The organism is Streptomyces sp. NPDC043853, from assembly GCF_056436025.1.
Genome location: NZ_JBWKDJ010000007.1, coordinates 170483 through 191131 on the forward strand (window position 1 = coordinate 170483; position 20649 = coordinate 191131).

General features: G+C 72.6%; 24 protein-coding genes and 1 pseudogene. 8 read left to right on the forward strand and 17 right to left on the reverse strand.

All coding sequences use genetic code 11. From position 1 onward, the window contains the following. The first annotated feature begins 1068 nt into the window (after positions 1–1068). Positions 1069–1416: an ASCH domain-containing protein gene (locus AC067U_RS20080; RefSeq protein ID WP_478831083.1), complete on the forward strand. Its 348-nt coding sequence runs from the start codon at positions 1069–1071 to the stop codon at positions 1414–1416. Positions 1417–1485: 69 nt separating this feature from the next. On the opposite strand, the pseudogene AC067U_RS20085 reads toward AC067U_RS20080, so the two are convergent. Next, positions 1486–1839 (reverse strand): annotated as a pseudogene (locus AC067U_RS20085) (IS630 family transposase); the annotation flags it as partial. Continuing rightward, entirely contained in the window at positions 1839–3077 is a 1239-nt protein-coding gene (locus AC067U_RS20090) for a cytochrome P450 family protein (protein ID WP_478831084.1), read from the reverse strand. The pseudogene AC067U_RS20085 and the gene AC067U_RS20090, both read right to left, overlap by 1 nt. A 221-nt stretch (positions 3078–3298) precedes the next feature. On the opposite strand from AC067U_RS20090, the gene AC067U_RS20095 reads away from it, so the two are divergent. Together AC067U_RS20095 and AC067U_RS20100 are read left to right on the forward strand one after the other, a co-directional pair. Next, positions 3299–3673 carry a hypothetical protein gene (locus AC067U_RS20095; protein ID WP_478831085.1) on the forward strand — a complete coding sequence of 125 codons (375 nt, stop codon included), beginning with the start codon at positions 3299–3301 and terminating at the stop codon, positions 3671–3673. After that, complete coding sequence (locus AC067U_RS20100; protein WP_478831086.1) at positions 3670–4359, forward strand: nucleotidyl transferase AbiEii/AbiGii toxin family protein; 690 nt, start codon at positions 3670–3672, stop codon at positions 4357–4359. Before AC067U_RS20095 ends, AC067U_RS20100 begins: the two co-directional genes overlap by 4 nt. A gap of 48 nt (positions 4360–4407) precedes the next feature. Here AC067U_RS20100 and AC067U_RS20105 read toward each other — a convergent pair whose 3' ends face one another. Together AC067U_RS20105 and AC067U_RS20110 are read right to left on the reverse strand one after the other, a co-directional pair. Then, positions 4408–4782 (reverse strand): PIN domain-containing protein, encoded by a 375-nt coding sequence (locus tag AC067U_RS20105; RefSeq protein WP_478831087.1) that lies wholly within the window; start codon positions 4780–4782, stop codon positions 4408–4410. After that, positions 4779–5039 carry a hypothetical protein gene (locus AC067U_RS20110; RefSeq protein ID WP_478831088.1) on the reverse strand — a complete coding sequence of 87 codons (261 nt, stop codon included), beginning with the start codon at positions 5037–5039 and terminating at the stop codon, positions 4779–4781. The genes AC067U_RS20105 and AC067U_RS20110 overlap by 4 nt, the downstream gene beginning before the upstream one ends. A gap of 277 nt (positions 5040–5316) precedes the next feature. Here AC067U_RS20110 and AC067U_RS20115 point away from each other — a divergent pair, with 277 nt between their 5' ends. The 4 genes from AC067U_RS20115 (at position 5317) to AC067U_RS20130 (ending at position 7846) form a co-directional block, all read left to right on the forward strand. Continuing rightward, the gene (locus AC067U_RS20115) at positions 5317–5721 is read left to right on the forward strand and encodes a hypothetical protein (protein ID WP_478831089.1); all 405 of its coding nucleotides are present in this window, start codon (positions 5317–5319) and stop codon (positions 5719–5721) included. A gap of 396 nt (positions 5722–6117) precedes the next feature. Next, entirely contained in the window at positions 6118–6702 is a 585-nt protein-coding gene (locus AC067U_RS20120) for a YdeI/OmpD-associated family protein (protein ID WP_478831090.1), read from the forward strand. 68 nt (positions 6703–6770) lie between these two features. Next, positions 6771–7388: a DinB family protein gene (locus AC067U_RS20125; RefSeq protein WP_478831091.1), complete on the forward strand. Its 618-nt coding sequence runs from the start codon at positions 6771–6773 to the stop codon at positions 7386–7388. After that, positions 7385–7846, forward strand: coding sequence for a VOC family protein (locus AC067U_RS20130; protein ID WP_478831092.1), 462 nt, complete (start codon positions 7385–7387; stop codon positions 7844–7846). The genes AC067U_RS20125 and AC067U_RS20130 overlap by 4 nt, the downstream gene beginning before the upstream one ends. A gap of 3 nt (positions 7847–7849) precedes the next feature. Here AC067U_RS20130 and AC067U_RS20135 read toward each other — a convergent pair whose 3' ends face one another. Beyond that, positions 7850–8236: a peptidase inhibitor family I36 protein gene (locus AC067U_RS20135; protein WP_478831093.1), complete on the reverse strand. Its 387-nt coding sequence runs from the start codon at positions 8234–8236 to the stop codon at positions 7850–7852. Continuing rightward, positions 8233–8895 carry a hypothetical protein gene (locus tag AC067U_RS20140; protein WP_478831094.1) on the reverse strand — a complete coding sequence of 221 codons (663 nt, stop codon included), beginning with the start codon at positions 8893–8895 and terminating at the stop codon, positions 8233–8235. Before AC067U_RS20140 ends, AC067U_RS20135 begins: the two co-directional genes overlap by 4 nt. Before the next feature lie 66 nt (positions 8896–8961). Between AC067U_RS20140 and thpR the strand changes: the two genes are divergently transcribed. Then, complete coding sequence (gene thpR, locus AC067U_RS20145; protein WP_478831095.1) at positions 8962–9570, forward strand: RNA 2',3'-cyclic phosphodiesterase; 609 nt, start codon at positions 8962–8964, stop codon at positions 9568–9570. Here thpR and AC067U_RS20150 read toward each other — a convergent pair. The 11 genes from AC067U_RS20150 to AC067U_RS20200 all read right to left on the reverse strand — a co-directional run bounded on the left by AC067U_RS20150 (position 9554) and on the right by AC067U_RS20200 (position 20526). Continuing rightward, on the reverse strand, positions 9554–11596 hold the full coding sequence (locus AC067U_RS20150) for a PA14 domain-containing protein (protein WP_478831096.1): 2043 nt from the start codon (positions 11594–11596) through the stop codon (positions 9554–9556). The genes thpR and AC067U_RS20150 overlap by 17 nt on opposite strands. Positions 11597–11840: 244 nt before the next feature. Continuing rightward, positions 11841–12056, reverse strand: coding sequence for a hypothetical protein (locus tag AC067U_RS20155; protein ID WP_478831097.1), 216 nt, complete (start codon positions 12054–12056; stop codon positions 11841–11843). Continuing rightward, positions 12053–12688, reverse strand: coding sequence for a nuclear transport factor 2 family protein (locus AC067U_RS20160; RefSeq protein ID WP_478831098.1), 636 nt, complete (start codon positions 12686–12688; stop codon positions 12053–12055). The genes AC067U_RS20155 and AC067U_RS20160 overlap by 4 nt, the downstream gene beginning before the upstream one ends. Then, positions 12685–12936, reverse strand: a complete 252-nt coding sequence (locus AC067U_RS20165) for an acyl-CoA carboxylase epsilon subunit (protein WP_478831099.1) — start codon at positions 12934–12936, stop codon at positions 12685–12687. The genes AC067U_RS20160 and AC067U_RS20165 overlap by 4 nt, the downstream gene beginning before the upstream one ends. Positions 12937–13024: 88 nt before the next feature. Then, positions 13025–13969: a hypothetical protein gene (locus tag AC067U_RS20170; RefSeq protein ID WP_478831100.1), complete on the reverse strand. Its 945-nt coding sequence runs from the start codon at positions 13967–13969 to the stop codon at positions 13025–13027. 73 nt (positions 13970–14042) lie between these two features. After that, entirely contained in the window at positions 14043–14675 is a 633-nt protein-coding gene (locus AC067U_RS20175) for a DsbA family protein (RefSeq protein ID WP_478831101.1), read from the reverse strand. An 18-nt stretch (positions 14676–14693) separates the two neighbouring features. Further along, entirely contained in the window at positions 14694–16466 is a 1773-nt protein-coding gene (locus AC067U_RS20180) for an MFS transporter (protein ID WP_478831102.1), read from the reverse strand. Between the two features lie 35 nt (positions 16467–16501). Further along, positions 16502–17290, reverse strand: coding sequence for a class I SAM-dependent methyltransferase (locus AC067U_RS20185; protein WP_478831103.1), 789 nt, complete (start codon positions 17288–17290; stop codon positions 16502–16504). After that, the gene (locus tag AC067U_RS20190; RefSeq protein WP_478831104.1) at positions 17287–17979 is read right to left on the reverse strand and encodes a putative quinol monooxygenase; all 693 of its coding nucleotides are present in this window, start codon (positions 17977–17979) and stop codon (positions 17287–17289) included. The genes AC067U_RS20185 and AC067U_RS20190 overlap by 4 nt, the downstream gene beginning before the upstream one ends. A gap of 34 nt (positions 17980–18013) precedes the next feature. Continuing rightward, positions 18014–18889 carry an NAD(P)H-binding protein gene (locus AC067U_RS20195; RefSeq protein WP_478831105.1) on the reverse strand — a complete coding sequence of 292 codons (876 nt, stop codon included), beginning with the start codon at positions 18887–18889 and terminating at the stop codon, positions 18014–18016. A gap of 71 nt (positions 18890–18960) precedes the next feature. Next, positions 18961–20526, reverse strand: coding sequence for an acyl-CoA carboxylase subunit beta (locus AC067U_RS20200; protein WP_478831106.1), 1566 nt, complete (start codon positions 20524–20526; stop codon positions 18961–18963). Between the last annotated feature and the right edge of the window lie 123 nt (positions 20527–20649).

The following is a 20649-nucleotide window of genomic DNA, read 5'->3' on the forward strand; positions in this document are numbered from 1 at the left end:
GAGAACCGGCACCCGAACCGCCACCGCGTTCACCAGGCCTACTGGCGCAAGCCAGAATCGCACTCCGATCGCACATCGACGGCCTGACGATCGGGCCGCCGCCGCGGTCGGTACGGGCGCACCCCGCCAACGGCGCCCCCAGGACGGCCGCCACCCGGGCACCGATCGGCCCCCGCAGCGCTGCCCGGGCCGCCTCCGAACCGGCGGGCTCCACCACCGCCCGCGAACCCCGGTGTCGGCCCGGGACCCGGCCGACACCGGAAGGAAGGTCGTCGGCGGCGGGTTCTCGCTCCCGAGCGACGCCGACCCGTCCACGGTGATCGAGGGCGCGGTCCGTGGTACGTCGCGAACAACGCCGAAGCCACCCTCACCGTGTTCGGGCGAGCCAGCTGTGTGAAACACGACCCCGTGACCTGCCCGTGGTGCCGACCCCCAAGGAACCCGTTCGCCAGCGCGCAGCGGGCAGCGGGCAGCGGGCAGCACCATCGGCGGTCAGCCTACTGCCGCAACCGGCCCCTGCCCGAACAGCGGGACGTCGCTCACGGTGACGTCCAGGTGCAGAGCTGGAACCCGAGTGGATGACGGAAAACGCCCCGGTCAACGGCCCAATCAGCGCTGAACTCCGCCACCACGTCCGGGCGCACCACCGTGACGTCCAGGACGTCACGGCTCCCCCACGCCGCAGAGAACCGGACACCCGTCCAGGGTGTCCGGGGCCGGCCGCGGCCAGGTGCTCCGCGACCTGCCGGGAGGGGTCCCGGCGCAGGGGTACCATGCGGCCGACCGCGCGCAGCCGGCCGTCCTGGTCGTGGCGGCCAGGGATGAGCAGCTGCGGCGGGCGATGGTGCCCGCGATCGCGCCGATGATCGCTTCAGTGGTGTCACGCCGTCTGATCTTGGTCCACTCCCGGCACGAGGGGTGATAGACGCTGGTCAGCGGCTTGATCACGATGCCTTCAAGGCCGGACAAGTCCTTTGCCGTGACCGGAAACGTTCACCGGCGGGGGCCCGGGGCATCCACCGGATTGTGTGACACGGAGGGTTTGCTCGTTCCGTTAGGGTGCACCGAATGGACGACACCACTTCATGGCAGCACTCAACGGCGACTCAGACCCTGTACTTCCATCCTGACTATCTCGATGCAGTACGCGCCGGACAGAAAACGACCACGGTACGTTTCCGTGACCCGGTGGAGACGGGCCCGGTGAGCCTGGTGTTCGAGTTGGACAACGAGGTGGTACTACCGGGTGTCGTCACGCAGGTCACTGCCAAGACGATTGCCCAGCTCAGCGAGTCGGACGCCCGAGCGGACGGTTTCCGTGATCTCGCTGAGCTTCACGACAGACTGCGGTTTCACTACCCCCACATCGAGCCGACCGACACCATCGCCATCGTGCACTTCCGGTTGGCGAAATGAGTGCGTGGCCTCAGGTATCGACTGGAGTAACTCCCCGCATGGTCACGCCGCTTCGGGAGGTGGGCGGCCCCAGCGCTGCTGACGTTCACTGAGGATCACGTAGATCGGGGCGCCGTCCGGACGGGCAGCTCGGATCGATGGCAGGGCGGCCCAGGTGTGGTGGCCCGAACTCGTCGAATGCGAACGTGCGGTCCGGACGCTCGTTGACCGCGTACTCGATCCTGGCGAGCTTGGCGTCGAACGCCGGGTCCGGCGTCTCCTTCAGGGACTTCGTGCGCCGGAAGGAGACGCCGCGGAGGGCCAGGAGGCAGCGCAGGGCCTCCCGGCCGATCCGGACGGGCCGGGAGATGCTGCGCCGTAGGTGATCGGCGATTTGCGGATTGACCAGCGGGTGAAGGGCTTGCCCAACGCGGTCGGTCGGGTCAGCATTGGCCGCCGCCCCGGCCGCCCGGTGCGAAGGTCACCGGGAGGGTCTGGGGGCCGCGCAGGCCGCCGGGGCGCCAGCGGATCTCCTCGGGTGGTACGGCGAGGGCGAGGCCGGGGAGGCGGCGCAGGGCGGTGCCGATGGCGATCTGGCCTTCGAGCCGGGCCAGTGGGGCGCCCAGGCAGTAGTGGATGCCGTGCCCGAAGGCCAGGTGGGCGTTGTCCTGGCGGGTGACGTCCAGGCGGTCGGGGTCGGCGAAGCGCGCCGGGTCGCGGTCGGCGATGGCCGAGGCGATCAGCACCGTCGCGCCGCGCGGGACCGTCACGCCCGCGATCTCGACGTCCTCGCGCGCGAAGCGGGCGATGCCGGGGCTGACCGGGCCGTCGTAGCGGAGGAACTCCTCGATGGCGCCGGGGAGCAGGCCGGGGTCCTCGCGCAGCAAGGCGAGCTGGTCGGGGTGGGCGAGCAGGGTGGCGATGCCGCCGCCGATCAGGTTGACGGTGGTGATGTAGCCGGCGGCGAGCAGCAGGAACACCATGGCGATCAGCTCGTCCTCGGTGAGCTGCCGGTTCTCGTCCCGGGCGGTGACCAGGGCGCTGAGCAGGTCGTCGCCGGGGTGTGCCCGCTTGTCCCGGATGAGCCCGGTGATGTAGCCGCGCATGTGCTGCCAGGTCTCGTTGACCACGGCGGGGTCCGGAAGCCGCTCGCCCCGCATGATGATGCGGTCGGTCCAGCGCTGGAAGTCGAGGCGGTCGTCCACGGGCACGCCGAGCATTTCGCTGATCACGGTGACGGGTAGCGGCAGCGCGAAGTCCGCGACGAGGTCGGCGCGGCCGGCCGGGACGACCGCGTCCAGCAGCCGGTCGGTCACGGCCTGGATCCGGGGGCGCATCTCGGCGACGCGGCGGGCGGTGAACGCCTTGGAGACCAGGCGGCGCAGCCGGGTGTGGTCGGGCGGGTCGCTGCGGAGCATGTTGCCGATCATCGACTCGCGTTCGGTCTCGGGCAGCTGCTCCAGGAGGCGGGTGTCCGAGGCGTCGCGTACGTCGCTGCTGAGGCGGGTGTCGGAGAGTGCGGCGAGGGCGTCCTCGTAGCGGGTGACGAGCCAGGCGTCCAGGCCGCCCGCGATGACGGCACGGCGCACGGGGCCGTCCTCGCGCAGTTGGCGGTACAGCGGGAAGGGGTCGGCCACGAAGGCCGGGTCGGCGTACGGGAGAAGGACGGGCCGCTCGCTCACTATGCCTCCGGAGTACGTCGTCACCCTCGCTGCGCAAAGTCATGGTATATGCCTGGATATCCGCTTTTGCGGCAATGCGGCGACCTCGGCGCAGGGTCGGCACGGATCCCATGCACGCCCCTGCATACATCGAGCATCTGTTCACGCGCGTCGGTGTGGTCGGTCGGTGAATCCGGTGGACGGGATGTGCGGGGTGGGGGTGGCAGGGGATAATCGGCCGCGTGATCGTGTACGACAGCGGGGAGCCGGGCCCGTCCGCCGAGCAGGTACTCCGGGACCGGTACGCCCGGCGGCTGCCCGCCTCGCTGGACAAGCTCGCGGGCCCCCGCGGCGGCCTGGTCGAACTGCCCGCGCACGTGGCCTGGTCGGGGCTCCGTACCTTCGACCTGGACCGGCCGAAGCTGCGGATGGGCATGTACCGCACGGTGCTGGCCGAAGGCCTGCACGAGGACCTCCTCCACCTCCTCGACCGCGACCTGCTGCTGGAGCAGTGGCCCGTCCTGCGCAAGCTGGTCAGCCGGCACATCCGCGCCGTGTGGGAGGAGGCCTTCCCCGAGCTGGCCGCTGCCGCCGGAGCCGGGGCCGCGGCTGCGTGAGGCTCACCGACCTGCACCGGCGGCTGCTGGCCGCCGTCATCGACATCGGGTCCCGCTATCCGCTGGTGCTGGCCGGCGGCTACGCCGTCCAGGCCCACGGCCTGGTCGACCGGCTCAGCCAGGACCTCGACGTGGCCACCCAGGACCCGGCGTCGATGGCCGACATCGCGGCGCGCCTGCAGGACGGGCTCGCCGCCCGCGGCTGGCGGGTGCGGCCGATCGAGGTCGACCCCCTCGCCGCGCGCCTGATGGTCACCGACCCCGTCACCGGCGAGGACTGCGAAGTCGACGTCCTCAAGGAGCACTTCTGGTCCTCGCCCGTCGACACCGAGTACCGCCCGGTCCTCGCCCTCGACACCGTGATCGGCACCAAGGTCCGCGCCCTCGCCGATCGCGGTCTCCCCCGCGACCTGATCGACGTGCACGCCGCCGCCCGGCTCCGCGGCACCCGCGACCTGGAACGCCTCGGCGCCCGTCACGCACGCGACGACGGCTTCCTGCTGGAGGACCTCCGGGACCGCCTGAACGGCTCCGAGTGGATCGACGACGAGGAGTTCGGCACGTACGGCCTCGACCGGCCGGAGATCGCCGCACTCCGCGCCTGGGCCCTGGCCTGGTCCGCCGATCTCGACCGCCGCCTCCACCACGACGGGCCCCTCCACCACGACGGGCCCGCCGCCCAGTAGGTCACCGGATTGCCCCTCCCCTCGGCCGCCCGCCCTGTGGCCGGAACGTCAGGTGGGGTTGAGCGGGTGGACGCCGGTTCCCTCGTATCCCTCGGGGACCAGGGAGAGCACGGTGACGGGCTCTCCCGACTTCGCGGCCTGCCAGGCGATGGCCGCGGGGTGCGTGACCGGCCAGTCCGTGCCGGGCCAGGACGCGGCGTCCAGGGCGTGCGCCGCGGTGAAGGGCACGGTCTCGGCGAAGCGCAGGCGCGCGGAGTGGGAGCCGGCACCGGGAGCCGATCGCTCGGCAGCCAGGACGGACAGGGCCGGGATCAGGATCCTGCCGGTGCCTCGGGAGGACTCGATGTAGAGGCCGGTGAAGAAGGGGTCGGCCCGGTAGAGGGCGACGAGCGCGGTGTGGTCGAAGACGGCCGTCAGGTTCACGCGGCGGTGCCGCCCTGATGGGCGCGGATCTTCTCCCAGGCCGACTGCCCTGCCTGCTGCACCTGCTCGGTGTACTCCAGCCCGAGCTCCGCCGCGGCCAGCAGCGCCCGCTGCTCCTGCTCGGCCCGGGTCAGCCGGCTCTGCGCGAGCTCCTCAAGGAGCTCGGTGATCGTCGTACCGCGCTCCTGCGCGAGGAGGCGGAGCCGGTCCCGGGTCGCCTCGGTCGCCTTGATGCTCGTGGGCTTGCTCCTGTCCATGGACCCGATTCTACTGCCGGTAGAACAGCCCTGTCAGTGGCCCCGGCAGCCGCACTGCCGGGCCGGCAGCCGTTACCGGTAAGAGCACTGGTCACGGCACGCCCGTCCGCCGCCGCCGCAAGCACGATCCGCGCTCGCAGTACCTGCCGAACCTGCGCGGTCGCCGATGCCGCCAGCTTCCCCAGCCGCGCCCGTGCTGGCTCGGTGAGCTCCACCACGACCGCCCTCGCCCCCGCCATCGGACCCACCCCGTCCACCACCGACCAGGACGGTGATCATGGCGCAGGGCAGCAGAAGCCTGCAGGATGGGGCCGTGCCGAAGAACCCGCCGCCATCGATGCAGGTCTCACTGCGTCAGCGTTTGAACGATCACGCCTGTGTCCACTGGCCGCAGTTGACCGGTGTGACGATCCGCTATCGGGCAGGCTTCGCCTACGTCGCAGGTGAACTGCCCGACGAGGAACCGCTGCCACTGTGCCGCCTGCGATTCACAGGCGTCCTGCACACCTGGGGCTTCGCGCTTTACCTCGCCAGCCGTGACGGCTACGAAGACAACATCCTTCCCAGCGGCTCACTCGCGGGATCTCCCGAGGAAGCACTGGACTGCGCTTGCGCTCTGTACCTCAGCAACCCCACCGGGCGGATCCCGTCCGACCCGTCGACCCGGGCGCGCCGGTCATGAAGCCTCTCACGCTGCCCGCAGGGGTCACGTGGCATGACACTGGCACAGCTGTCTTTCCCTACGCGGCCCGGGCCGAAGGACGTTGGCTGGTCCTGCGGCTCAACGACTTTCCTGAGCATCCCCTCTACACCCTGTTCATCGACGCACAGGTCATCTGCGACACGGACGACGTCCCGGTCGCCTGGCGGTTGTCGCCCCAGGCAACACTCCCCGCTCTCACCGCGCCGGACCGTGCGGAGGTACTCCGTCTCATGGCCGGCCTCGGCCCATACGGGGCCTAGGCCGGCACTCCGTGCACGGGTGACTGGTGTACCTGCAGCATCCTCACGGACGAATACGCCGCCAGGCCCAACACCCCTCCACCAACTTCCGCGGAGCAGCACTAGGGTGAGGCGCATGGAGACCGAGCAGATCGACGGTGTGGAGATCATCGCGTTCGCGGACGGGGCGGCCTTCGAGGGGTGGCTGGGGGCCGGGCACCACGCGCGGGCCGAGGGCGTGTGGATCAAGATGGCGAAGAAGGGGTCGGGCATCCCCTCCGTCACCTCCGACGAGCTCGTGGACATCGGGCTCTGCTTCGGCTGGATCTCGGGGCAGCGGCGGTCCCTCGACGACCGGTACTACCTGCAGAAGTACGTGCCCCGCAGGCCGCGGAGCCTGTGGTCGCAGGTGAACGTCGAGAAGGTGGAGCGGCTGACGGCCGCCGGGCGGATGCGGGAGCCCGGGCTCGCCGAGGTCCGCAAGGCGCGGGAGGACGGGCGGTGGGTCGCGGCCTACGCCTCGCAGAAGACGGCGACCGTGCCGCCCGAACTCGCGGCGGCCTTCGACGCGGACCCCGCGGCCAGGGCCGCCTACGAGGCCCTCGACCGGACCGGCCGCTACCAGCTGCTCCTCCCCCTGCTCCAGGCGCGCACCCCGGCGTCCCGCCGGACCCGGCTCGACAAGGTGCTCCGTACGCTGGGCCGGTCCGCCGTCGATTGAGGCGCTTGCGGACGCCACACCGGCGGCGGCAGCCGCGTTCCCGGTGCTCCGGGTGTCAGGGTGGGGGCATGGGTGCGGATGAGACCGGACAGCCGGGTGCTGCGCGGGAGCTCGACTGGAACCGGACGCTCCGGTGGCAGTGGGAGTTCCACTGGGAGCACCAGCTGCGGGCCCGGCTCGACGGGCTCAGCGATGACGAGTACTTCTGGTCGCCGGTGCCGGACGCCTGGAGCGTACGTCCGCGGGGCAGCTCGACGGCGCCCGTGCAGGCCGGCGGCGGGGACTTCACCATCGACTACGGCTATCCCGAGCCGGTCCCCGCGCCCTTCACCACCATCGCCTGGCGACTCGGTCACGTGATCGTCGGCGTACTGGCCATGCGCAATGCCGCGCACTTCGGCGCGCCGCCGGCCTCGTACGACACCTGGGAGTACGCCGGCGGCGCGGCCGCCGCGCTCGGCCAGCTCCGGGAGCAGCTCGACGTCTGGGTGGCCGGGGTACGCGGGCTCGGCGAGGCCGGGCTGCGGGTGCCGGTCGGCGCGAAGGAGCCCGCCTACCCGGAGGCGCCGATGGCCGATCTGGTGCTGCACGTCCACCGCGAGCTGATCCACCACCTGTCCGAGGTCTGTCTGCTGCGCGACCTCTACCTGCACACCCGCCCGCATGCGAACGGAGCACGAGGATGAGCCGTGGCTTCCAGGTGACCTTCGACGCCCGCGATCCGCGGGCACTGTCGTCCTTCTGGCGCGAGGTGCTGGATTACGTGTATCCCGCGCCGCCCGGGGTCGACCTGCCGGAGGGGGCCGACCCGATGGCCGCCTGGGACGAGTTCCTCGCACGGCTCGGTGTGCCGGAGGATCAGCGCAACGCGGTCTCGGCGGTCGAGGATCCGGAGGGGAAGGGCCCGCGGCTGCTGTTCCAGCAGGTACCGGAGGGCAAGACGGCCAAGAACCGGGTCCACCTCGACGTCCGTGCGGCTCCGGGGCTGGAGGGGGAGGAGCGGATGGCCGCGCTGGAGGCCGAGTGCGGCCGCCTCGTCGCCCTCGGGGCGACGAGGCTGCGCCGCTTCGAACCCGCTCCCCCGATGAGCAACGGCTTCATCGTGATGGCCGACCCCGAGGGCAACGAGTTCTGTCTGGACTGACGGTCAGCAGCTCATGGACCAGGTGTGGGAGTCTCCGTTGTCGTTGGCCGCGCCGTTGTAGTTGACCTCCTGGCCGGGGGTGAGGCAGATGGTCATGTGGCCGCCCTGGCCCGCCCGGGAGTAGACCTTCACGTGGTCCTTGACGCCGGGGCCGGAGATGCCGTGGTTGGCCCAGGAGGAGTCCGCGTCGGCGATCCAGCTCTCCCACCACCCGTCGTCACCCGACCAGTTGGCGCGCTGGCCCGTGAAGTCGGCGTTCTCCCAGGCGCAGAACTCGCCGCTGGGGCAGTCGGCGGCACCGGCCGGGGTGGCCGCGGCGAGGCCGCCGGTGAGGGCGAGGAACGCCGCGGCGGCGGTGGTGAGCAGCTTGCTCTTCTTCAGCGGGTTCATGGAACAGCGTGGCCTTTCGGGTGGGGGGTGGGCGGGTCGGCCAGAAGCCCGGCGGCGCGGTGCAGTGCGCGCTCGCGCAGCCGGTCGTGGGTGGCGATCTCGGCGCGGTGCGCGGCGCGGACCTCGGCGAGCCGGGCGGGCTCCAGCCGGGTGCGCAGCTGCTCCAGGCCGCTCGCGCCGATGCAGGCGGTGTCGTGGTCGGCGCAGGCCGCGCGGCGGGCGAGGGCGGCCCGGTACGCGGGGTCCTCGGCGAGCCCGGCCTGGGCCTCGGGGAGCAGGTTGTTGACGGTGACCTGGGCGCGGAACCAGCGGGCCTGGTCGCCGTAGAGGAAGCGGTGGGCCTCGGCCAGGCAGCCGTCGGTGTGCGTACGGACGGTGTGGCCGGTGGCGAGGGTGACCGAGAGCTCGGCGGGGCCGGTGCCGAACAGCGCCTCCTCGCGCGGGGGCGGCCCGGCGGCGTGACGGGCCGTCATGCAGCGGTCCACCAGGACCTGCTGGGCGGCCTTGATCAGGTCGCTGCGCCCGTGCTCGGAGGTGGGGAGTGACGGCTGCGGCTCCGCTGCGCAGCCGCCGCCGAGCAGGGCCGCGAGCAGCACGGCGGGCACGGCGGCCGCCGCCGTCCGTCCCGTTGCCCGCCCCCTGGCGGCGCTGATCCCCACGCCCCGGCAAACGATCAAGGGGGGTCGAGGTCACGGGGGGTGGGCACGGTGGTGTACGAAGTCGGTGTGAGAGAAGAGAGCCGTGCCGCCACCGTCCGCGTGTTCATAGCGCTGGCGCCGCCCGACGATGCCAAGGAGGAGCTGGAGCGGGCGCTCGGCCCCGCGTACGAGGCGTACCCGCGGATGCGGTGGAACCGTATCGAGGACTGGCACATCACCCTGGCGTTCCTGGGCGAGCTGCCGGTGGCGGTGGTGCCTTCGCTAAGGCGGCCGCTGGCGGAGCTCGCGGCGGGGCGCGAGCCCCTGGAGCTGGCGCTGCGGGGCGGCGGGCACTTCGACGAGCGGGTGCTGTGGAGCGGGATCGAGGGGGACCTCGACGGGCTGCACCGGCTCGCCACGGACGTCCGGGCGGTGGTCCGGGGGTGCGGCGTCGAGTTCGAGGAACGGCCTCTGCGGCCGCATCTGACGCTGGCCCGGGCCCGCCGCGACGACCCCACCAGTGTGGTGGAGGCCGCCGCGGGACTGGCCGGGTTCACCGGCCGCGGCTGGCGGGCCGAGCGGCTGCACCTGGTGGGCAGCAACTTCGGGCGCGGCCCGGGGCCGATCCACTACCGCGACATCGAGGCCTGGGGCTTCGGCGGGGCCGACGGCGGCCCGGTCAGGGCTGCAGGATGACGTACTCGCCTTCCGGCGCCGACTCCGTGCCGTCGGCCAGGAGGGCCGTCACCCGGTAGTAGTGGGTGGTGCCGGTCCGGGCCGTGGTGTCGGTGTACGCGGTGGGGGACGGCGCCGCCGTCTGCGCCACCTTCCGGTACGCCTTCGCCGCCGGGTCCCAGCGGTCGATGCGGTACCCGGTGGCCCCCTCGACGGCGTTCCAGGAGAGGTCGACCGCCTTGCCGTCGGCGCTCGGGACGGCCTGGAGTCCGAACGGTCCGTAGTCCGGGGTCTCGACGGACGGGGTCAGGTCGAGCTCGGTGGCGGCGACGACCCGGGCGTTGCCGGTCGTACGGAAGGCGGAGTTGCCGTTCGCGTCGATGGCGTCGACGAAGTAGCAGCCCTCGTCACCGTCGGGGAGGACCGGGCGGACGTACCCCGTCGTCTCCGGGCCCAGGTAGGCGATGACGCCCGCCGAGCAGACCTGTTCGGTCTCGTCACCGAGGAGGTGTCCGGCGTAGACCTCGTACCGCTTGAGGTCGGGCGCGGGAACCGGGTCCCAGGTGAGCACGATGCCGTACTCGGTGGCCTTGGCGGTCAGGCCGGTCACGGCCGGCGGCGGGGTGCGGTCCTCGTAGAGGGAGGTGACGGTGGCGGTGTTCGAGGGCGCGGTGCGGAGGTCGCCCGGGTTGCCGACGCCGACGACGGTGTAGTGGTACGTGGTCTTCGAGGCGATGCCCGACCTGTCCGTGCAGGTGTACTGGATGCGGCCGTCCGGGAGCCGGGTGGAGGCCGGGGTGCACGGGAGCGGCTCGCCGGTGGTGGGCACCGGGAGCGTGGTGGAGCGGTGCACCCGGAAGCCGCGGTGCGTGCCGTCCGTCTTCGGGTCCGCCATCCAGGTCAGGGTGATCTCGCCGGGACGGGTGGCGCTCGCGTTCAGTTCCCGCACGGGGGCCGGTGCGCGCTCCGCCTTCACCCACGTGCTGTACGGGGACACCCGGCCGGCTCCGTCGACGGCGGCCACCTGGTAGCTGTGCGCCTGGGAGCGGGCGACGGCGGTGTCGGTGAAGCGGGTGCCGGTGGCGGTGCGGAGGAGGTCCGGTTCGCCCTGGCGGCGGAGCTGGTAGCGGACGGCGCCGGTGACGGGCTTCCAGGTGAGGGTGATGCCCGTGTCCTCGCCCCGGGCGGTCAGGCCGGCGGGTGCGGTGACGGCGACGGTGGGCAGCGGGGCCGCCGCTCCGGCGTCGGAGGTGTTGCCCGCCTTGTCGAAGGCCCGGACCGTGTAGTGGTACGTGCGTCCTGCGGTGGGCGGTACTTCGGCGTGGCCGGTCGCGGTCGCGGCCAGCGTCTTCACCAGGGTGATCGTGGTGCTGCCGTCGAGGCGGCGGTAGACCCGGTAGCCGGCCAGGTCCATCTCCTTGTTCGCGGTCCACGACACCTTCGCCTGCGCGGTGGCGTGGTCGAGGACGGCCGCGACCTTGGCCGGGGCGAGCGGCTTGACCTTGTCGTCGGCGGCGGCGGTCCGGGGTGCGTAGGAGAAGGAGGCGTTGGCCGGGCCGGTCCAGTTGACGAAGTCGATGCGCAGGGTGTGGCGGCCGGCCGGGACGGTCACGTTCACCGTCCTGGTCTGGGTGGTGGTGACGTCCTTCCACAGGTCGATCCTGCGGACGCCGTCGAGGTGGACGCGGATGCCGTCGCGGGCCGCGACGGTGAAGGTGAAGGGGCCGCCGGAGCCGAAGTCTCGGGTCAGGGACCAGCGGACGCCGAACTTGTCCGAGGGCAGCCCGGTGGCGGGCGCCCCGCTCCAGGTCTCGTTCACCGCGCTGTCGCAGTCGGTCTTCTTCGGGCTGCCCGAGAACGTGGTGCCGGCGAAGAACTCGCGGGTGAACTGGGTGCCGGTGCAGGCCGGGGCGGCGGCCGCGGCCGTGGGAGCGGCGGCGGCCGTGACGGTGAGGAGTCCGGCCGTGGTGGCGGCCACGGTGCACGCGGCGGTGGCGCGGAGGGCGTACGGAAGGGTGCGCGGCTGAGGGCGCGGGGATCTGGTCACGGAAATCAACCCGGTGTTCGTCACGGCAGGCGGGAAAAGGTGCGGCCGTCCGAGCATGTGGGGCTGATCATCCGGCAGAGCGGGACTCTACTTCCCGGTAGTGGGACGGTGCAGGCGGGGTCCCCTGCCGGGGTCGTGGGCGAGCGGCTGCGGGGTGGCGCCGGGGTCGAGCCCCGGGCCCCGGGGCCTGGAAGACGGCTCCGGGGGCGGGGCGGGGCGCGGGTGGACGGTGCGCGTCGGGCCGTCAGTCGGTGCCGCGGAATACGTGGTGGTCGGGGGCCTCGCGTTGCTCGCCGGCGAGCAGGGCCGGCCGTACGGGGTCCCGCCGCCCGGTCGCCCGCTCGGGTCGCTCGGGTCGCTCGGGTCGCTCGGTCCGCTCGGTCCGTTCGGTCCGTTCGGTCCGTTCGGTCCGTTCGGTCCGTTCGGTCCGTTCGGTCCGTTCGAGGAGGTCGTGGCTCATCGGTCCCTCCCCGGCGTGGTGCGGCGGTCCGTCCGGTCGGCGGCACCGGGGGCGCCGGGAGCGGCTGCCGGCGCCAGGAAGGCGGGGTGGACTGATCGGAGGTCGACCCCGGCCATCGACGCCAGCGGCTCGCCCCGGGTCCACTGGACGTGGAAGGCGAGCCGGTCCAGGCGCCAGCCCGCCGGGGTGCGGACGGCTCCGGCCCGGTAGTAGCCGCCGACCTCGAACAGGGATCCCGCCTCCGGTGCGGGGCCACGGTGCACATGGACGGCGAGCTGGTGCACCCGCAGTACCGCCCGGTCGCCGTCGAAGGCGATCTCGGTGTTGGAGCTGACGTGGTGGGTACGGTCCCACCAGCCGCGGGCCTCGCGCAGGAAGTCCGCGAAGCCGCCAAGGCCTTCGCGGGTGCCGATGGGAAAGCTCAGCCGGACGTCCTCGGTCAGGATCGAGCGGAACCAGTCGTCGTCGATGTCCTGCTCGCCGACGGTGTCCAGGCCGATGACGTAACGCTCGAAGAGCTCGCACAGTTCCAGCCGGTCGGTGACCGAGCGGAGCTGCGTCCTCAGGCGGCCGAGTTCCCCCGTGTCACCCGTCGTGTCACCGGCCGTGTCGCCGGCCGTGTCGCCGGTCATCTGGCGCCTCCGGCTCCGCGCACCGGAGTTCCCCGCCAGCCGCGCGCGGCGGAGTGGCCGCCGCCGTGGCGTTCCGCCCGGCGCCAGCGTACGGGCGTCGGACCCGCCGTGGCGGTGCCGAAGACGGCCGCGTCCCGGGCGGCGGAGCGGGCGAGCAGGACAGCGGTGAGCGCGGCCAGTTCGTCCGGGTCGGGGCACCCCTTCTCGATGCGAATGAACGTTTCTGCGGTCACACCGGACGTGCTCATGGTCATGGTCTCCCTGTCGGCTCGTACGGAACGGCGCCGGGGCCCGTACGGTCGTACGGGCCCCGGCGGCGGGGTGGATGCCGGAAGTTCAACGGACCTCGAAGACCTTCCAGTGCCCTCGCTTGATGAAGATCGTTCCTGCCTTGGCGTCGACGAAGAAGTCGACCACCGCGTAGCGGCCCGGCTGGAGCGAGAGCTGCAGCAGGGAGCTCTGCCCGCTGTTCATGGGCAGGCCGCCCGTCCCCTGCTCCAGGTCGAGCGCACCGGAGTGGTCGGGGAACCGGCCGCTGTCGCTGAACTCGTCGATGTACGCCTTGAGGTCCGCCTCGGTGACGCCGTCCGCGAGGCGGAAGAAGATCGCCTCGATGTTCTGGTCCGTCGGCATGGCGTTGCGGAACAGGATCGGGCGTCCGGACCGGACCGTGCCCTCCAGGTCCCACAGCGGCCGGTCGCCCTCCATCCGCCCGGTGAGCACCGCCGAAGGGGCGGGGGCGGCGGCCGTGACCGGTCGGCCGGAGACGGTGATCTCCCCGTGGCGCGGGTTCTCGTCGCGGATGCTCTGGTAGTCGAAGTACCAGTACGTGCCGGGCTCCAGCTGCTTGGTGAAGGAGGCCGGCAGGTTCGGATGGATCACCGTGCCGCCGATGAGTTCGGCCCGCTCGCGCAGTTCGGCGCTGCCCTCGATGATGTCCGGGCCGTTGTGGTTGATGATCTTCAGCAGGGCGGAGCGGAACTCCTCGAAGGTCACGCCCGGCTTCGGACGGACCAGCGAGACCCAGCCCGACCGCGGGTCGGTGGTGGTCACCCGGAACGTGGTGGTGCCCGGGCGCGCGGTGGCGGGGATCCGCAGGCCGTCCGCGGAGGACACGATGTCCAGGACCTGGACCCGGGACGCCTCCTCGCCGGCCGGGGCCCCCGCGGCCGCGGTCGCCTCCTGGGCCGTCGCCGGTGCGACCCCGGCGGTGGCGGTCAGTGTGAACAGCAGACCGGCGGCGGCCGCGCTCCACAGCGGGCGGGGGGACTTCGTACGCATGAGTTCTCCAGGTGGAAGTGGGGGCGGTACGGCGGTACGGCGGGAGCGGGACGGGACCCGGTACGGGACCGGTTCAGGTCCCGGTGGCCTGCGGTGCGGCCAGGGCCCGCCGGAAGGTCTCCTCGGGGGCCGCCCCGGTGACCGTGGGCCCGTCGTGGAAACGGAACACCGGGACGGAGTGGATGCCCAGGGCCCGGACCCGGGCCAGTTCGGCGGTGAGGGCGGCGGCCGCGACGGGCTCCGGCCGTACGCCGGTCTCGGCCGCGAGCCGGTCCAGGACGGCGGGGTCGCCGATGTTCAGACCGTCCGTCAGATAGGCCCGGAACAGCCGCTCGGCCATTGCCTCGCCCCGGCCCTGGGCCGCCGCCGCGGCCAGCAGCCGGTGCGCTTGGAAGGTGTTGACGTGCACGGCCCGCGTGAAGTCCAGTTCCAGGCCGTCCCGCGCCCCGGTCGCGGCCATCGCGTCGGTGGCCTGCCGGGCCCGCTCCGCGCTGCCGAAGAAGCCCAAGTGGACCTCCGGGAGCGGACGGCCCTCGGCCGGGGCGTCGGGTGACACCTGGAACGGGAGGAAGGTGACCTCGACGGCACCGCCCGCCGCGCGGTGGCGGCGGGCGGCCCGGGCGAAGCGGGTCCAGCCGATGTAGGAGTGGACGCAGGTCGGATCGAGGGCGACGGCGACCCGCACCGGTACGGTGCTCTCGGTCATCGGGGTCCTTCCCTCCGCTCAGCCGGCGACGGCGGGTTCGACGGCGCGGACGGTCAGCCGGGCGAACCTCCAGCCCTCCCGGGTGCGCACGGCCTCGGCCTCGTAGTGGCCGACGATGTCCAGTCCGGCATCGCCGGCCGCGGCCGCCCCGGTGCTCCCCGCCGTGCCGGCGGATGTGCCGGTCCCGGTGTCCGGGGTGTGGGTGACGATCTGGTGGACGGTGACCACCGCGCGGTCCCCGTCCAGGTCGATCGCGTACTCGGCGTTGACCTCCAGCACGCTGCCCCAGTCCCGGCGGGCCCGGTCGTGGAAGGCGCTCAGACCCTCGGTCCCGTGCACCGTTCCGTCGGGGTAGGCGAACCGGACGTCTTCGGTGAACACCTCCCGGTACCCGGCGGGCCGGCCGGGTCCTTCGTCCCGGCCGGCCGCCTCCAGCGCGAGCAGATGGCGGTCGACCAGCTCCCGTACGGCCTCACGGTCCGCGGCCGTACGCCCGGCGGACCGGTCGGCCCCGGCACCGGCACCGGCACCGGCCCCGGCACCAGGACCGGCTCCCGGCCGGTCCGCGGATCGCATCCGACCGGTGACGCGGCGGCCGCCCAGCCAGTACGCCACGGCCACCACCAGGGCGGCCCCGGCGATCACGCCGAACGTCGGCTGGATGCCCAGTGCACCCACCACCGGCTGCGTCACGACCGGAGCCAGGAACTGCCCCAGGAAGAGCGAGGTGGTCAGCAGACCCGCGTAGCGGGCCCGTACCAGCGCGGGCGCCTCGGCCAGCACCCAGTTGTTGAGGTTCGGCATCAGGAAGCCCAGGCCGGTGCCCATGATGAGCAGGGCGAGCACCAGCACCGCCACGTTCGGGGCCACCGCGAGCACCACGTAGCCCAGGCCGATGGCGAGGAAGGACAGTGCGACGAGGGTGTACTCGCCCGCGAGCCGGCGGAAGAAGGCGAACCGCATCGCCACCATGCCGGTGGTGAAGGTCTGGACGGCCATCACCGCGCCGGAGACCACCGAGGCGGCCTTGAAGTGGTCCTCCACCAGGAAGGGCACCTGCACGGGCACGGAGTAGAAGGCGACCTGGCCGAGCGTCATCGCGGCGAGCGCCGCCAGGATGCCGGCCGGCACCCGGGTGCGCTGCCGCGCGCCCTTCCCGGCCGCCGGGGAACCGGGGCCGGGCCCGGCCGCGGACGCGGCGGCGGTCGTCGTACGGCCCTTGGGGAGGTAGACCAGCGCGGGGATCACCAGCAGCGCGCCGAGCAGGTAGATGAGGAAGACGACCCGCCAGTCGAGGCCCGCCAGGGCACCGCCGCCGAGCAGCAGCACCACGCCGCCGAAGGAGCCCGCGGCGGCTTGCCGCCCCAGCAGGCGCTGGCGGTCGGCACCCTCGTACAGGTCCGCGATCATGGCCATGCTGCTGGTCATGATCAGCGACACGCCGACGCCGAGCACCACGCGGCCGGCCAGCATGCTGATGAGGTCCGGCAGGTAGGCACCGGAGCTGCCGCCGATGCCGAACGCGAGCATGCCGGTGACCAGCGCGCGCTTGCGGCCGAGCCGCTCCACGACATAGCCCGCCAGCGGCGAGAACAGCACGATGGCCAGTGCGTGGGTGGTGGTGATCATGCGCGCCAGCAGGTCGACGTTGGGCGTGTCCGCGAAGGCCTCGCGGATGCCCGGGATCGCGGGTGCCACGGTGGCGCCCGCCATGATCGTCAGGGTGCCTGCCAGGACCAGGGTGGCCGCCGGGCCGCCACTGCGGACCGGCCGGGCCGACGGTGAGCTCATGGTTCCTCTCCTCCTGGGGAAGGTGGTGGCGTGGGTCATGCCTGCCGGCGGCGGCCGGAGGCGGAGAAGAGCAGGGTGGTCACGTCACGCGCCGTCGGGTCGTCGAGGTTGGCCACGAACGCCGCCAGGTCCTCCGCGCCGACCAGTCCCTTCTCGACCAGGCCGGGTCCTTGGAGCTTCATCCGCAGCCGCATCAGCTCGTTGTCGACGGCGTGCTGGCCCGGCCCCAGTGGGGTGACCCTCAGGTCCACCGCTTCCAGTCCGGCCCGGGCCAGGGTCGCCGGGAGCCGTCGGCCCCAGTGCATGTCGGCCCCGGCCGCCTCCCATCCCTTCAGGTACGCGCCCACCAGCGTCCGGCCCACGTCGGTGGAGCAGTGCTCGCTGGGCAGGAAGTAGAAGTCCTCCACCACCAGGTGGCCGCCCGGGGCCAGCCAGTCCACCGCGCGGCGCAGTACCTCCTCGGGTTGCGCCAGGTGCTCGAAGAACGCCCTCGCGAACACGAGGTCGAAGCTGCCGGGCTCGAAATCTGCTTCGGTCACGTCCAGTTGCCGCACGGTGAGGTTGGCGGCCCGGCCGGCGTCGAGCTTGCCGGTGTCGGAGTCGACGGCGAGCACCGAGCCCTGGTCGGCGCGCTCGGCGAACCAGTACGCCATCGAGCCCGCGCCGGCGCCCAGTTCGAGGATCCGCCAGGTGCGGCCGATGCCCAGGCCGTCGACGAGGGCGCGGCTGCCCGGGTCGTAGATCGTCTCCCACAGCGCGTCCAGCGCCGTCTCGACCGACCGCGGGTCGGTCCCGGTCTCTTCGTCGGTTGCGATGGCGGTCATCGGGTCGGTTCCTCCGTGAGGGGTCGGGGCGCCGCGTCCACCTGCGCGGCGACGGTGCACAGCACGTACTCGGGCGGGGCGACTTCGAGCCGGGCGAGTTCCTCCTGGCCCTCCGAGATCCGCGGGTCCGCCATCCAGGCCTGGTAGGCGACCTCGCTCACCCACATCGGGTAGTTGATGAAGGTCGTGCCGTCCCGGTCGAGGTAGGGGGTGGCCGAGATGAAGCCCGGGAACTCCCGCTTCCACTCGCCGCTCCCGGCCAGCAGCTCCAGGACCTTGCGGGCCGAGTCCCGGCCGTCGAGGTGCCGGGTGGCGACCACGACCACGCCCGGCCGTCCGGTGGCCTCGGGTCCCTCGATGCCGGGCGCCGGGGTGCCGCAGAAGACGGTGGCGGCCAGGACTCCGGGGCGCGAGCCCAGTGCGTGCAGCACTCCGCCGGCCGGGTTCTCCTGGAAGGAGGAGCGGTAGGCGGACTCGCTGGTCCACTCGCCGCGGTTGATGACCGTGGTGCCGTCGGCGCTCCGGTGGACCCGCGAGGAGATGAACCCGGGTGTGTGCCGCACCCAGTCCCGCACCTCCCCGGTGAGGACCGCGGTCAGCTCGTCCGCGGTCCGGGGTGTGTCCACCCGCAGGACGCCGAAGGTGACGAAGCCGACGTCCGGCCGGTGTGTGGCGGTATCGGATGGCATGGGACAACTCCGTTGGTGCGGTGCGTAAGGGTGTTCAGGCGTCGTTGCGGAAGGCGTCGGCGTGCTCCTCGGCCCAGGCGCGGAAGGTGCGGGCGGGACGGCCGGTCACCTCCTCGACGACAGTCGAACCGAGCTCCGGCTCCTTGGTGAGCATCGCGAAGTAGTCGAGTGCGCCGTCGGCGTACGAGGGCGGCCAGCCGGAGCCGACCATGGCGGCGCGGGCGGCCTCGTGCTCCACGTCCTGCCAGCCCAGTTCACGCCCGAGGACCTCGCCGATGATGCGGACCTGCTCCCGCTGGGACAGTTCCTCCGGGCCGGTCACCAGGTACTTCTGTCCGGCGTGCGGGCCGGGCCGGGTCAGCGCGGTCACGGCGACGGCCGCCAGGTCGCCCTCGTGCACCGAGGTGCGGGTGGCCTCGCCATAGGGGAAGTACACCGTGTCGCCGGCGCGGATCTGCGGGGCGAAGCCCAGCGCGTTGGCCTGGAAGCCGGTGGTGCGCAGGAAGGTCCACTCCAGGGTGGTCGCCTCCAGCAGTTCTTCGAGGTAGGCGTGGCAGTTGTTGTCGACCCGCTCCAGTCCGATGTGGACGCCGACCGAGGAGACCAGCACCACCCTGCGGGCGGCCGCCCCGATCTTCCGTACGACGGCGGGGGCGGTCTCCACGGAGGTGGTGAAGAAGGGCCACATCAGGAGCACGCCGTCGACTCCCGCCAGGGCGGCGTCCAGGCTGTCGGGGTCGCGCAGGTCCCCCTCGTACAGCTCGGTGCCCTCGGGCAGCCGGGAGAGGTTCGGGTCGTCCTTCAGCACCAGGGCGCGGACGGCGACGCCCGCCTCCAGCAGCAGGCGGACGGCGTGCGGTCCCACGTTCCCGGTGGCCGCGGTGACCAGGACGGTGTTCTTCTTCTGCATGGGTGGCTTCCCCCGGTCGGGTGCTCGGCTGGTTCGGTGGTGGGGTTCTCGGCTGGTCGGGCGGCCCGCCGCTACTGCGGCGGGTTGCCGTGCTTGCGGGAGGGCAGTTCGGCGTGCTTGGCGCGGAGCATCTCCAGGGAACGGATCAGCACCGAGCGGGTCTCCCGCGGGTCGATGACGTCGTCGATCAGGCCCCGCTCGGCCGCGTAGTACGGGTGCATCAGCTCGTCCTTGTACTCGGCGATCCGCCGCTGCCGCACCGCCTCGGGGTCCTCGGCCGCGTTGATCTCGCGCCGGAAGACGACGTTGGCCGCGCCTTCCGCGCCCATGACGGCGATCTCGTTGGTGGGCCAGGCCAGGGCCAGGTCGGCGCCGATGGAACGGGAGTCCATGACGATGTACGCGCCGCCGTACGCCTTGCGCAGCACCAGCGAGATCCGCGGCACGGTGGCGTTGCAGTACGCGTACAGCAGCTTGGCACCGCGCCGGATGATCCCGTTGTGCTCCTGGTCCACGCCCGGCAGGAAGCCGGGCACGTCGACCAGGGTGACGAGCGGGATGTTGAAGGCGTCGCAGAACTGTACGAACCGGGCCGCCTTCTCCGAGGCCTCGATGTCGAGCACGCCGGCCATCGCGGAGGGCTGGTTGGCGACGATGCCGACGACGTGCCCGTCCAGCCGGGTCAGCGCGCACACGATGTTGGCGGCCCAGGCCGGGTGCACCTCGAAGTACTCGCCCTGGTCGACGATCTCCTCGATGACGGAGCGGATGTCGTACGCCTGGCCCGGTTCGACGGGCACCAGGTCGAGCAGGGCGCCGGTGAGCCGGTCCGCCGGGTCGCCGGAGTGCTCCACCGGGGAGAGTTCGCGGTTGTTGGAGGGCAGCAGGGAGAGCAGGTAGCGGACGTCCTCCAGGCAGCTCTCCTCGTCGTCGTAGGCGAAGTGCGCGACGCCGGAGACACTGCTGTGCGTATCGGCTCCGCCGAGGCCGTTCTGGCTGATCTCCTCGCCGGTGACGGCTTTGACCACGTCCGGGCCGGTGATGAACATCTGCGAGGTCTCGCGGACCATGAAGACGAAGTCGGTCAGGGCCGGGGAGTACGCCGCGCCGCCCGCGCACGGCCCGAGCATCACGCTGATCTGCGGGATCACCCCGGAGCAGCGCGTGTTGCGCTGGAAGATCCCGCCGTAGCCGGCCAGCGCGGACACCCCCTCCTGGATCCGCGCGCCGGCGCCGTCGTTCAGGGAGACCAGCGGGGCCCCGGCCGCCTCCGCCAGATCCATCACCTTGTGGATCTTCTGGGCGTGGGCCTCGCCCAATGCCCCGCCGAAGATCCGGAAGTCGTGCGCGTAGACGAACACCGTCCGGCCGTGGACGGTGCCCCAGCCGGTGACCACGCCGTCGCCGTGCGGCTTCCTGTCCTCCAGCCCGAACCCACTGGCCCGGTGCCGGCGCAGCGGCTCCACCTCGTTGAACGAGCCCTTGTCCAGGAGCAGCGCGATCCGCTCGTGGGCCGTCAGCTTGCCCTTGGCGTGCTGGCGCTCGGTGGCCGCCGGGTCCGGGCCGCGCCGTGCGCCCTCCTTGATCTCGCTCAGCTCGTCGATCCGGCCCCGGATCGTGGCGTCTGCTGCGGGCATGTTCTTCCCTCTGCTTTCGTACGTCTGTCGGTGGTCGGGCGGCGGAACGGATCCGGGCGGCGGGAACGGGGGCGGCGGCCGGCGGCCGGCGGCGGAGGGGTGTCGCGGACCCCTCCCCCGCCG

What these genes read in the sequence shown, in the direction of transcription:
- AC067U_RS20185 (WP_478831103.1), bottom strand. Translation starts at nt 17,290, where the DNA reads ATGACCGCCATCGCAACCGACGAAGAGACCGGGACCGACCCGCGGTCG.
- AC067U_RS20110 (WP_478831088.1), bottom strand. Translation starts at nt 5,039, where the DNA reads ATGGACAGGAGCAAGCCCACGAGCATCAAGGCGACCGAGGCGACCCGG.
- AC067U_RS20155 (WP_478831097.1), bottom strand. Translation starts at nt 12,056, where the DNA reads ATGAGCCACGACCTCCTCGAACGGACCGAACGGACCGAACGGACCGAA.
- AC067U_RS20080 (WP_478831083.1), top strand. Translation starts at nt 1,069, where the DNA reads ATGGACGACACCACTTCATGGCAGCACTCAACGGCGACTCAGACCCTG.
- AC067U_RS20175 (WP_478831101.1), bottom strand. Translation starts at nt 14,675, where the DNA reads ATGACCGAGAGCACCGTACCGGTGCGGGTCGCCGTCGCCCTCGATCCG.
- AC067U_RS20130 (WP_478831092.1), top strand. Translation starts at nt 7,385, where the DNA reads ATGAGCCGTGGCTTCCAGGTGACCTTCGACGCCCGCGATCCGCGGGCA.
- AC067U_RS20165 (WP_478831099.1), bottom strand. Translation starts at nt 12,936, where the DNA reads ATGAGCACGTCCGGTGTGACCGCAGAAACGTTCATTCGCATCGAGAAG.
- AC067U_RS20125 (WP_478831091.1), top strand. Translation starts at nt 6,771, where the DNA reads ATGGGTGCGGATGAGACCGGACAGCCGGGTGCTGCGCGGGAGCTCGAC.
- AC067U_RS20120 (WP_478831090.1), top strand. Translation starts at nt 6,118, where the DNA reads ATGGAGACCGAGCAGATCGACGGTGTGGAGATCATCGCGTTCGCGGAC.
- AC067U_RS20200 (WP_478831106.1), bottom strand. Translation starts at nt 20,526, where the DNA reads ATGCCCGCAGCAGACGCCACGATCCGGGGCCGGATCGACGAGCTGAGC.
- AC067U_RS20170 (WP_478831100.1), bottom strand. Translation starts at nt 13,969, where the DNA reads ATGCGTACGAAGTCCCCCCGCCCGCTGTGGAGCGCGGCCGCCGCCGGT.
- AC067U_RS20115 (WP_478831089.1), top strand. Translation starts at nt 5,317, where the DNA reads ATGGCGCAGGGCAGCAGAAGCCTGCAGGATGGGGCCGTGCCGAAGAAC.
- AC067U_RS20160 (WP_478831098.1), bottom strand. Translation starts at nt 12,688, where the DNA reads ATGACCGGCGACACGGCCGGCGACACGGCCGGTGACACGACGGGTGAC.
- AC067U_RS20195 (WP_478831105.1), bottom strand. Translation starts at nt 18,889, where the DNA reads ATGCAGAAGAAGAACACCGTCCTGGTCACCGCGGCCACCGGGAACGTG.
- AC067U_RS20180 (WP_478831102.1), bottom strand. Translation starts at nt 16,466, where the DNA reads ATGAGCTCACCGTCGGCCCGGCCGGTCCGCAGTGGCGGCCCGGCGGCC.
- AC067U_RS20190 (WP_478831104.1), bottom strand. Translation starts at nt 17,979, where the DNA reads ATGCCATCCGATACCGCCACACACCGGCCGGACGTCGGCTTCGTCACC.
- AC067U_RS20135 (WP_478831093.1), bottom strand. Translation starts at nt 8,236, where the DNA reads ATGAACCCGCTGAAGAAGAGCAAGCTGCTCACCACCGCCGCCGCGGCG.